The following is a 9,425-nucleotide window of genomic DNA, read 5'->3' on the forward strand; positions in this document are numbered from 1 at the left end:
GGCCGTCTCAAGGACTGGCGCCGCGTCGCCACGCGCTACGACCGGTGCCCGCAGGCCTTCTTCTCCGCCATCGCACTCGCAGCAACCGTCATCTTCTGGCTCTGATCAATGGGTCCTGACCCTAGAGTTTGGGATTGTGTCACAGGGCAGCGGGGGCTGACGGTGCGGCCGTTCGAGCGCCGAGCTATCCCGGCCAAGACGAAGAGTCTGGCATTTCCGAGAGCCACCGCGCTTCCGCGAGAGCCACCGCGCTTCCGATTGATAAACTCGAATGGCCGCTGCTGCCGCATGGCCGGGGCGCTTTTCCGTCCCTGTCCCATTGCGGGACTTGGGGGGTTAATAAGAGATGACCTCCTTCCCCGGCTTTTCCCGCTTCAATTGTGTCGGGCGATCAATCGGCGCGCCGGCGAGACGCGTTCGATTGGGGAGCTGCATCGTGAAGGCATATTTGGTTCCGTTTCTTGTCCTTGCCTGTGCTACGCAGGCTTCGGCGGGCAACCTGGTGGGCAATGGCGATTTCGAGGCCGGCAATACCGGCTTCACTTCCGATTATGTTCATTCGCCCGCCAGCGGCTATGACCCGGGGGTCTACGCGGTCGGCGCGTCGCCGAAGGCCTGGCAGGGCTCTTTCGCGGCGATCGGCGACCATAGCAGCGGCGCGGGCAACATGTTGCTGGTCAACGGGGCCAGCGACACCACCAAGAACGTCTGGGTATCCGGCGAGATCGCGGTGAGCGCGGGGCAGGACTATTTCTTCGAGGCGTTCGTCGCTTCGCTCTACCCGTCGAGCCCGCCGATGCTGACCTTCCTCTATTCGCTGGACGGCGGGACGGCGCAGGAGCTGGCAACCCTGTCGAACACCCTGGCGCTCGGCGCGTGGGAAGGGATGTCGACCAGCTTCAACACCGGTTCGGCGACCAGCGTGCAACTGTTCCTGCGCAACGCGCAGCCGGCGTATAGCGGCAACGACTTTGCCGTCGACGACGTCTACCTCGGCACCACCTCCATCGTTAATCCCGGCCCGGTCGGCGGTGTGCCGGAGCCGGCGACGTGGGCGATGATGCTCTTCGGCATGGGCGCCGTGGGCGGCGCGATGCGCCGCCGCAAGATGAAGATGCCGGTCTCGCTCGCCTGAGTGCCGTTGCGCCCCGCGGTGGCCTTCGCGCCGCTGCGGGGCGGACGCCGGGCGCGAGGCGCTTCGCGGCAGGCGCGCGGCCGGAAAGCGGAAATTCCGGGGGCAGAGCGACAGGTGGCTTTCGTTTGCCTGTCCGATTGGCTATCGCAGCCCGCGAAAGGGACTCTGACGCATGGCCGAATTCTCGCTTCCGAAGAACAGCACCATCACCAAGAAGGGCAAGGCCCATGCCGCGCCCGAGGGAGCGGCCCGCGTCCGGAAGTTCAAGATCTATCGTTACGATCCCGATTCGGGTGAGAACCCGCGCTACGACACGTTCGAGATCGATCAGGACGATTGCGGGCCGATGGTGCTGGACGCGATCATCAAGATCAAGAGCGAGCAGGATTCCAGCCTGACCTTCCGCCGCTCGTGCCGCGAGGGGATTTGCGGGTCGTGCGCGATGAACATCGACGGCACCAACACATTGGCCTGCACCAAGGCGATCGACGACATCAAGGGCGAGGTGCGGATCACCCCGCTGCCGCATATGGACGTCGTCAAGGACCTGGTCGGCGACTTCACCCATTTCTACGCGCAATATTCCTCGATCCAGCCCTGGCTGCAGACGACGACGCCGCCGCCGTCGGGCAAGGAGCGGCTGCAGTCGCCGGAGGACCGCGCCAAGCTGGACGGGCTGTACGAGTGCATCCTGTGCGCCTGCTGCTCGACATCCTGCCCGAGCTACTGGTGGAACAGCGACAAGTTCCTCGGCCCGGCCATTCTGCTCCAGGCCTATCGCTGGCTGGCCGACAGCCGCGACGAGATGACTGGCGAGCGGCTGGACGACCTTGAGGATCCGTTCCGCCTGTACCGCTGCCACACGATCATGAACTGCGCCAATGTCTGCCCCAAGGGGCTGAACCCGGCGCGGGCGATCGGCGAAATCAAGAAGATGATGGTCGAGCGCGCGGTTTGAGCGAAGCCGGAGACGGCGGCGCGGCGGCGCCGTTCTTCATCCACCACCCGGACCCCGACACCCCCGGCTGGCATGTCTGGGAACTGAGCGACGCGACGCGGTTCAATGCCTCGCTCGGCACGTTTCGCGTGCGGATGGAGCCGGACGGGCGGGTGCGGGTGCGGACCCGGCCGGAGCACCGCCATTCCAACGTCGCCGGGGCGCTGCACGGCGGCGCGCTGCTCGGCTATATCGACATCGCGCTGTTCGCGGCGGCGCGGATGCACGGCATTGTCGAGGCCGGCAAGGCGGTGACGCTCGACCTGTCCGTCCAGTTCATCGCGCCGGGGCAGGTGGACGCGCCGCTCGACCTGGTGATCGAAATATTGCGCGAGACCGGGCGGCTGCTGTTCCTGCGCGGGTTGGTCGAGCAGGGCGAGGCGGAGGCGCCGATCGCCGGGTTCAGCGGCACGATCCGCAAGCCGGAGCGGGCGCGGTGAGCCGGCTGGTCGAGCGTTATGCCGCGCTGGTCGCCGCCGGCGAACTGCGGCAGGACGCGGTGCAGGCGGCGGCGGCGGAGCGGCTGGGCGCGCTGCAGAAGGCGCTGGAGGCGCCGCCGCGGCGCGGGTCGGTGCTGTGGCGGCTGACCGGGCGGACGCCGGAGATGCCGCGCGGGCTGTACCTGTGGGGCGCGGTGGGGCGCGGCAAATCGATGCTGATGGACCTGTTCTTCAACAGCCTGGCGATCCGCCGCAAGCGGCGGGTGCATTTCCACGAATTTATGCTGGAGACCCACGCCCGGCTGCGCGACGCGCGCGAGGCGGGCAAGGGCGACCCGATCCCTGTCGTCGCCGAGCAGTTGAAGGGCGAGGCGCGGCTGATCGCGTTCGACGAGATGGTGGTCAACAACAGCGCCGACGCGATGATCCTGTCGCGGCTGTTCACCGCGCTGATCGAGGCGGGCACCTGCGTCGTCGCGACGTCGAACCGGCCGCCGGCCGATTTGTACAAGGACGGGCTGAACCGCGAGCATTTCCTGCCGTTCATCGCGCTGATCGAGGAGCGGCTGGACGTGATCGCGCTGAACGGGCCGACCGATTACCGGCTGGAGCGGCTGGCCGGGGTCAAGACCTGGCACGTGCCCAACGGTCCGGCGGCGACGGCGGCGCTGTCCGAGGCGTTCTTCCGCCTGACCGACTTTCCGGTCGAGGACCGCGCCCATGTGCCGGCCGAGGACGTGCCGGTGGCGGGCGGCCGGGTGCTGCACGTGCCCAAGAGCCTGAAGGGCGTCGGCGTGCTGTCGTTCAGGCGGCTGTGCGGCGAGGCGCGCGGGGCGGCCGACTATCTGGCGCTTGCCCGGCGTTACCACACGATCATCATCGTCGGCATCCCGAAGATGGGGCCGGAGAACCGCAACGAGGCGGCGCGCTTCGTCACCCTGATCGACGCGCTCTACGAACATAACGTCAAGCTGCTCGCCGCCGCCGATGCGGAACCGGCGGAGCTGTACGAGGCCGGCGACGGGCGCTTCGAGTTCGACCGCACGGTCAGCCGGCTGATGGAGATGCAGTCCCAGGCCTATCTGGCGGGCGGGCACGGCGTCCGCTGACCTGTGTGCCGGCGGAGGATGGACGGGAGCGCGGCTTTCGGCGATGAAACGGCCATCACGACAAGGGGATATGCGATGCGCCACCTGCTGTTCGCCACCGCCGCGCTGCTGAGCGCGCCGGCGCTGGCCGCGCCCGCCGCCACCGACTGGCATGCCGAGGGGCGGGCGATCTACGAACATGCGATTACGGTGCCGACCGTTGCCGGGCGCGGGCAGACCCCGGCGCTGGCGGCGTGGCTGAAGGAGCGGTTCGCCGCCGGCGGGCTGACCGACGTGGTCATCAAGCCCTATGACGGCGAGGCGGCGCTGATCCTGCGCTGGAAGGCGGAAGGCAAGCCTGTGAAGAAGCCGGTGCTGCTGCTCGCCCATATGGACGTGGTCGAGGCCAAGGCCGAGGACTGGTCGCGCGACCCGTTCAGGCTGGTCGAGGAAGGCGGCTATTTCTATGGGCGCGGCACCATCGACGACAAGCAGGGGGTGACGGCGATCACCACCGCGCTGCTGCGGCTGAAGGCCGAAGGGTTCCGCCCGAAGCGCGACATCATCGTGCTGTTCACCGGCGACGAGGAGACCGACGGCAAGGGCGCCGACCTGGCCGCGACCGAGTGGCGGGACCTGATCGATGCCGAATATGCGCTGAACGCCGATGCCGGCGGCGGGGCGAAGGACGAGGACGGCAAGATGCTCGGCTTTGTCCTGCAGACGTCGGAAAAGACCTATGCCGACTATACGTTCACCGTTCACAATTCGGGCGGGCACAGCTCGCGGCCCCGGCCGGACAACGCGATCTATGAACTGGCGGACGGGTTGAAGGCGCTGGCCGCCTATCGCTTCACCCCGATGCTGGACGACACGACGCGCGCCTATTTCCAGGAGCGGCAAAAGGCGGAGAAGGGCGCGCTGGGCGACGCGATGCGGCGCTGGCTGGCCAATCCCGAGGACGGCGATGCCGCCGACGCGGTCGAGGCCGACCCGATGGAGGTCGGCGGCACCCGCACCCGCTGCGTCGCGACCCGGCTGGAGGGCGGCCACGCCAACAACGCCCTGCCGCAAAGCGCCGTCGCCAACGTCAACTGCCGGATCTTCCCCGGTGTGACGCCGCAGGCGATCGAACAGGAATTGCAGGCGGTGGCGGGGCCGAAGGTGACGGTCAAGCTGGTCGGCGCGCCGAAATATGCCGGTGCGTCGCCGCTGACCCCGGAGGTGCTGAACGCCTACACCCGGACGGTGCACAAGCGCTTTCCCGGCGCGACGATCATCCCCAAGATGGAAGCCGGGGCGACCGACGGGCTGTACCTGCGCGCGGTCGGCATTCCGACCTATGGCGTCGACGGCGCGTGGATCGTCGCGCCCCAGGATGAGCGCGCCCACGGCAAGGACGAGCGGATGCCGGTCAAGGCCTTCTACGACGAGCTTGACCACTGGCGCGACCTGATCGCGGCGGTCGCCGGATAACAGGGCGGGGCGGACGATGATCGCGCGCGAGGCGGCGCTCACCTTCCTGACCGTGCTGCTGCTGATCGTCGGCGGACTGTGGTTCGCCGATGTGCTTGGCTGGCACCCGGTGCTGCTGCTTGCCATCGCGATCGTCGCGCTGCTGTTCGAGCGGCGGCGCTACGAGCGGCGGACCGGCGGGCAGCCGGGGCCGGAGTGGGAGCTGACCGGCGAAAGCTGGATCGACCAGAACAGCGGCCATATCGTCCGCGTCTGGTTCGACCCGGAGACTGGCGAGCGCCGCGAGGTCCGCAGCGAGCCGCCGCTGCACTGAGCCGGGCGCCCGGCTTGCCAGCCATCGGCGAACGGCGTTAGAGTTTGTTGCTTCAGGCGGATCGGTACCAGCCCGCGCCCCCACCCGGCCTCCCATATGATACTGCCGTTGGGAGGCCGGGTGGGGGCGCGGGCTGGTGCCGCTTGAACGGGACAAGCTTTAACCTTTACCATTCCACGGGATCGCCGGATGCAGAATTTGATCGACCCCAGCCATGACCAAGGTGGCGAGGATGCGGCTTCGCTCCGGCGGTTCAGCCACTATCTCGACACGCGATCGCTGCCGGTGGCGACGGCGTCGACGCGGCAGTGCCATGACGGCAGCCTGATGGCGCTGGTCGAACATGCCCCGGCCGAGGGCCTGACCTTCGAGCCGATCGACGATCTGGTCGTCAGCATCGTGATGAAGTCGGTTAGGACCAGGGTGGTCCGCGACATCGGCCGCGGCCGGCAGGAGTTTACCGAGGCCGCCGGCTGCATCCTGGTCACCCCGCCCAACCGCCGGTCCTACTGGTGCTTCGAGGGCGCGCCGCTGGTCCTGCACATCAGCGTGCCGTTCGCCAGGGTGCCGGACTGGCTGGGCGTGGCGGCGGACGCGCCGACCGCCTTTCCCAGCGCCCCGCTTTACGACCACCTCGTCAGCCAGATGGTTGGGCGGATGTGGAGCGCCAACCTGGCCGGCAACCGGTCCGAGGCGTTCTTCGACCACGCGCTGGGCGTGATCCTGAACCTGGTGCTGGTGCCGGACGCGCCGCCCGCCGCCCGCGCGGCGCCGCCGCTGGCCGCCTGGCGGTTGAGCCGGGCGATCGCGCTGATGAGCGCGCGGATGCGCGGCGGCGTCAGCGTCGAGGAACTGGCCCGCGCCGTCGACCTGTCGCCCGACCATTTCCTGCGCTCGTTCACCGCCGCGACCGGCCGGACGCCGTTCCAATGGCTGACCGAGCGGCGGATGGAGGCGGCCAAGGCGCTGCTCCAGCGCCAGGATATGCCGATCACGGACATCGCGCTGGACGTCGGCTATTCGTCGTCGGCACATTTTTCGGCGCGTTTCAGGAAGGTGACCGGCATGTCGCCGAGCATGTGGCGCGCGACCTTCCTCAACTGATCCGGCGTCAGGCGGCCGGCGGCGCGGAGGCCATGGCAAGGAGAAATTGCGCGTCCATGCGGTGGAACGGCGTGTCGTCTTCGCCGAGAAAATCCGACGGCCCTTCGCAGATCATCAGCAGTTCCGTGTCGACGGGGAAGCGCAGCGCGTCGTGGACCGCGCCCCGACGTTCCGAGATGTAGTCGCCCGCGCGATAAGCGCCGGTCTGCGGATGGGCGCCGTGCCCGGCGATCACGTAAATTTCCGCGCGCTCGACATGGCGGTGGCGGGGCAGCACAGCATCCTTTTCCGCCCGAATGATGACCGAGAAGCGGCCGGTTTCGGCGTCCGCCTTGATGACCTTCATCCGCACTCCGTCGGCCAGCGGCAGCCAGGGCAGATCGGCGCAATGGACGGTATCGCCGGCCGAATGGTTCATGATCGCTCTCCCTCTCCGGTCAGAATGTGTAACGGGCGCCCAGGCTCCATTCGCGCGGGCGGGCATACTGGCCCTCGATCTCGCCGATATTGTATTGGGCGAGGCCGGCGACGAGGTAGGTCGCGTTGGTCAGGTTGCGCCCGCCGAGGCTGATCGCCAGCCGATCGTCGACAGCGAGCGTGATCGCGGCGTTGAGCAGGTGATAGCCGGGCTGGCGCAGCACCGGCGTGTTGGCGCTGTCGACATAGAGCGACGCGCGGTAGCTCCAGTCGGCGCCGGGCCGCAGGGTCAGGGAGCCGCCGAGCGGGATGTCTAGGCCGATCGAGGCGCCGACCTGCCATTCCGACGTGCTGGGCAGCCGGCTGGCGAGGGTGATGCCCGACATCAGCGCCCGCTGGGTCAGCCGATCATAGCCGGCGTCGAGATAGGCGCCGAAGGCGGTGATCGTCGCGATCGGCGTCGGCCGCCAGGTCAGCTCCGCCTCCAGGCCCTTCAGCGTCGCGTCGCCGGCGTTGGTCAGCGTCGGCGCCGGGCCGTCGACCACCGAGATCTGCATGTCGCGATAGTCCGAATAGAAGGCGGCGGCCGAGAATTGCAGTTGGCGGTCCAGCAGCGACGCCTTCAGCCCGATTTCGAACGAGTCGACGAATTCCGGCGCGAAACGCGGGACCGACGGCGTGCCCGGCGCCAGCCGCTGCTCGTAACCGCCGCTCTTGTAGCCGCGCGCCCACGACGCGTAGGTCATCACGTCCGGCATCCAGCGGTAGCTGAGGTTGAGCGTCGGCGTCAGCTCGTTGGCCTCGAGATCGGGCGTGGCGCCGGTGACGAACGGCACCGGGCTGTCCCTGAGATCGAGGAAGATGCGCTGGACCGGATCGAGCAGCACGCCGATCACCTGCTGGTTGGCGAGGGTGTCGAAGCTCTTGCGCTCGTGGGTGAAGCGCAACCCGGCGGTGAGCTGGAGCCGGTCGGTCACGGACAGCGTCGCCTGCGCGAAGGCGGCGGCGGAGCGAGTAGCGAAGCCGCCGCCGGAACGGAAGATCACGTCCGGGAAGGCGACGACGTTCAGCGCGTCGCCCTTTTCCTTCATGTAGAACAGGCCGGCGACCCAATCGATACCGCTGCCCTTGCCGAGCAGCTGAAGCTCCTGGGTGAACTGGTCCTGATTCTGATCGTTCTTGGTTTCGATGCCGGGGTTGGCCGAATGGTCGGAATTGCTGGCCCAGAACGCGTCGAGGGTGCGGTAGGCGGTGATCGACTTGAGCGTCAGCGCGTCGCTCAATTGCCATTCGAGGTGGCCCGACGCCCCCCGGATCCTGAGCCGCGTCGTGTTGTCGAACGGGCGGCTGCCCTGGGAATCGAAGATGGCGTTGTCGGTGCGGTAGCCGCCGGCGGTGGCGAACGGGCCGCGGATGAACTGCTGGTCGATGCAGGCGGGGTTGCCGCTGTTGCCAAGCACGCTGGCGCCGCCGCATGCCGCCTGCAGGTTGGAAACCGCCTCTATCGAACTCGGCACCGGCGTGCCGGGGATGTTGGGGACGAGGCCGAGCAGCACACCCGGCATGGCGGTTTCGTCGATGTCGGTGATGTCGCCGGTCAGGGTGATCTTGAGATCGGCGGACGCCTGCCATTCGAGCACGCCGCGGGCGGCGACGCGGTCGATGTTGCCCATTGCCTTGCTGTCGTGGCTGCGGACATAGCCGTCGCGGTTCGCGGTCATCGCCGCGACGTTCAGCCTGAGCGTGTCGGAGAAGGGCAGGTTGACCGCGCCGCGCAGGTCGGCGCGGTCGTAGCGGCCGGTCTTCGCCTCGACATAGCCGCCGAACCGGCTGTCCGGCCGGGCGGTGCGGACGAGGATGGCGCCGCCGAGGCTGTTGCGGCCGAACAGCGTGCCCTGCGGCCCGCGCAGCACCTGCACCGAGGCGATGTCGACGAGGTCGAGCACGCTGCCGACGCTGCGGGCGATATAGACGTCGTCGACATACAGGCCGACGCCCGGTTCCGTGCCGAGCGAGGTTTCCGACGAGCCGACGCCGCGGATGAAGATCGACGCGGTCGAGCCGCCGCTGCCGGTCGGCGCGCCGGCCTGGAAGGTCATATTGGGGATCGCCTCCCCGACCTGGGCGAGAGAGTCGATCTGACGCCGCTCGATCGTGTCGGCGGACATGGCGGATACCGCGAGCGGGACGTCGGTCAGCCGCTCCTCGCGCCGGCGGGCGGTGACGACGAGGACGTCGCCGTCCGCCTCCGCCGCGCCGACGGCCTGACTCTGGGCCTGCGCCGGCATCACCGGCAGGGCGGCGCCGGACAGCGCCGCGGCGACGACAAGGCGCCTCGTTCTCGATATCGGCATCCGCACGGTTCCTCCCCCTCGATTATCGCTTTAGGCGGCACCGGCCCGCTCCCTCACCCGGCCTCCCACAAGATACTGCCATTGGGAGGCCGGGTGAGGGA

General features: G+C 68.5%; 9 protein-coding genes and 1 pseudogene. 8 read left to right on the forward strand and 2 right to left on the reverse strand.

Annotated elements, in window-relative coordinates:
- The 8 genes and pseudogenes from E4A53_RS14365 to E4A53_RS14400 all read left to right on the forward strand — a co-directional run.
- A pseudogene (locus tag E4A53_RS14365) lies at positions 1 to 105 on the forward strand (IS5/IS1182 family transposase); the annotation flags it as partial.
- Positions 106 to 436: 331 nt separating this feature from the next.
- Positions 437 to 1,135 carry a PEPxxWA-CTERM sorting domain-containing protein gene (locus tag E4A53_RS14370; RefSeq protein WP_239018322.1) on the forward strand — a complete coding sequence of 233 codons (699 nt, stop codon included), beginning with the start codon at positions 437 to 439 and terminating at the stop codon, positions 1,133 to 1,135.
- Positions 1,136 to 1,307: 172 nt separating this feature from the next.
- Positions 1,308 to 2,093, forward strand: a complete 786-nt coding sequence (locus E4A53_RS14375; RefSeq protein WP_136163804.1) for a succinate dehydrogenase iron-sulfur subunit — start codon at positions 1,308 to 1,310, stop codon at positions 2,091 to 2,093.
- Positions 2,090 to 2,572, forward strand: coding sequence for a PaaI family thioesterase (locus E4A53_RS14380; RefSeq protein ID WP_136163805.1), 483 nt, complete (start codon positions 2,090 to 2,092; stop codon positions 2,570 to 2,572). Before E4A53_RS14375 ends, E4A53_RS14380 begins: the two co-directional genes overlap by 4 nt.
- Positions 2,569 to 3,681 (forward strand): cell division protein ZapE, encoded by a 1,113-nt coding sequence (gene zapE / locus E4A53_RS14385; RefSeq protein ID WP_136163806.1) that lies wholly within the window; start codon positions 2,569 to 2,571, stop codon positions 3,679 to 3,681. Before E4A53_RS14380 ends, zapE begins: the two co-directional genes overlap by 4 nt.
- A gap of 75 nt (positions 3,682 to 3,756) precedes the next feature.
- Entirely contained in the window at positions 3,757 to 5,136 is a 1,380-nt protein-coding gene (locus E4A53_RS14390) for a M20/M25/M40 family metallo-hydrolase (RefSeq protein WP_136163807.1), read from the forward strand.
- Between the two features lie 16 nt (positions 5,137 to 5,152).
- Positions 5,153 to 5,449, forward strand: a complete 297-nt coding sequence (locus E4A53_RS14395; RefSeq protein ID WP_136163808.1) for a hypothetical protein — start codon at positions 5,153 to 5,155, stop codon at positions 5,447 to 5,449.
- A gap of 189 nt (positions 5,450 to 5,638) precedes the next feature.
- A complete protein-coding gene (locus E4A53_RS14400) occupies positions 5,639 to 6,553 on the forward strand; it encodes a helix-turn-helix transcriptional regulator (protein ID WP_136163809.1) in 915 nt (304 codons plus the stop codon).
- A 7-nt stretch (positions 6,554 to 6,560) separates the two neighbouring features.
- Here the strand turns inward: E4A53_RS14400 and E4A53_RS14405 are convergent, their stop codons facing one another.
- Together E4A53_RS14405 and E4A53_RS14410 are read right to left on the reverse strand one after the other, a co-directional pair.
- Positions 6,561 to 6,971 (reverse strand): cupin domain-containing protein, encoded by a 411-nt coding sequence (locus tag E4A53_RS14405; protein ID WP_136163810.1) that lies wholly within the window; start codon positions 6,969 to 6,971, stop codon positions 6,561 to 6,563.
- Between the two features lie 19 nt (positions 6,972 to 6,990).
- Positions 6,991 to 9,324, reverse strand: coding sequence for a TonB-dependent receptor (locus tag E4A53_RS14410; RefSeq protein WP_136163811.1), 2,334 nt, complete (start codon positions 9,322 to 9,324; stop codon positions 6,991 to 6,993).
- Positions 9,325 to 9,425 lie beyond the last annotated feature (101 nt).

This window comes from Sphingomonas flavalba, from assembly GCF_004796535.1.
GTDB lineage: Bacteria > Pseudomonadota > Alphaproteobacteria > Sphingomonadales > Sphingomonadaceae > Sphingomonas_L > Sphingomonas_L flavalba.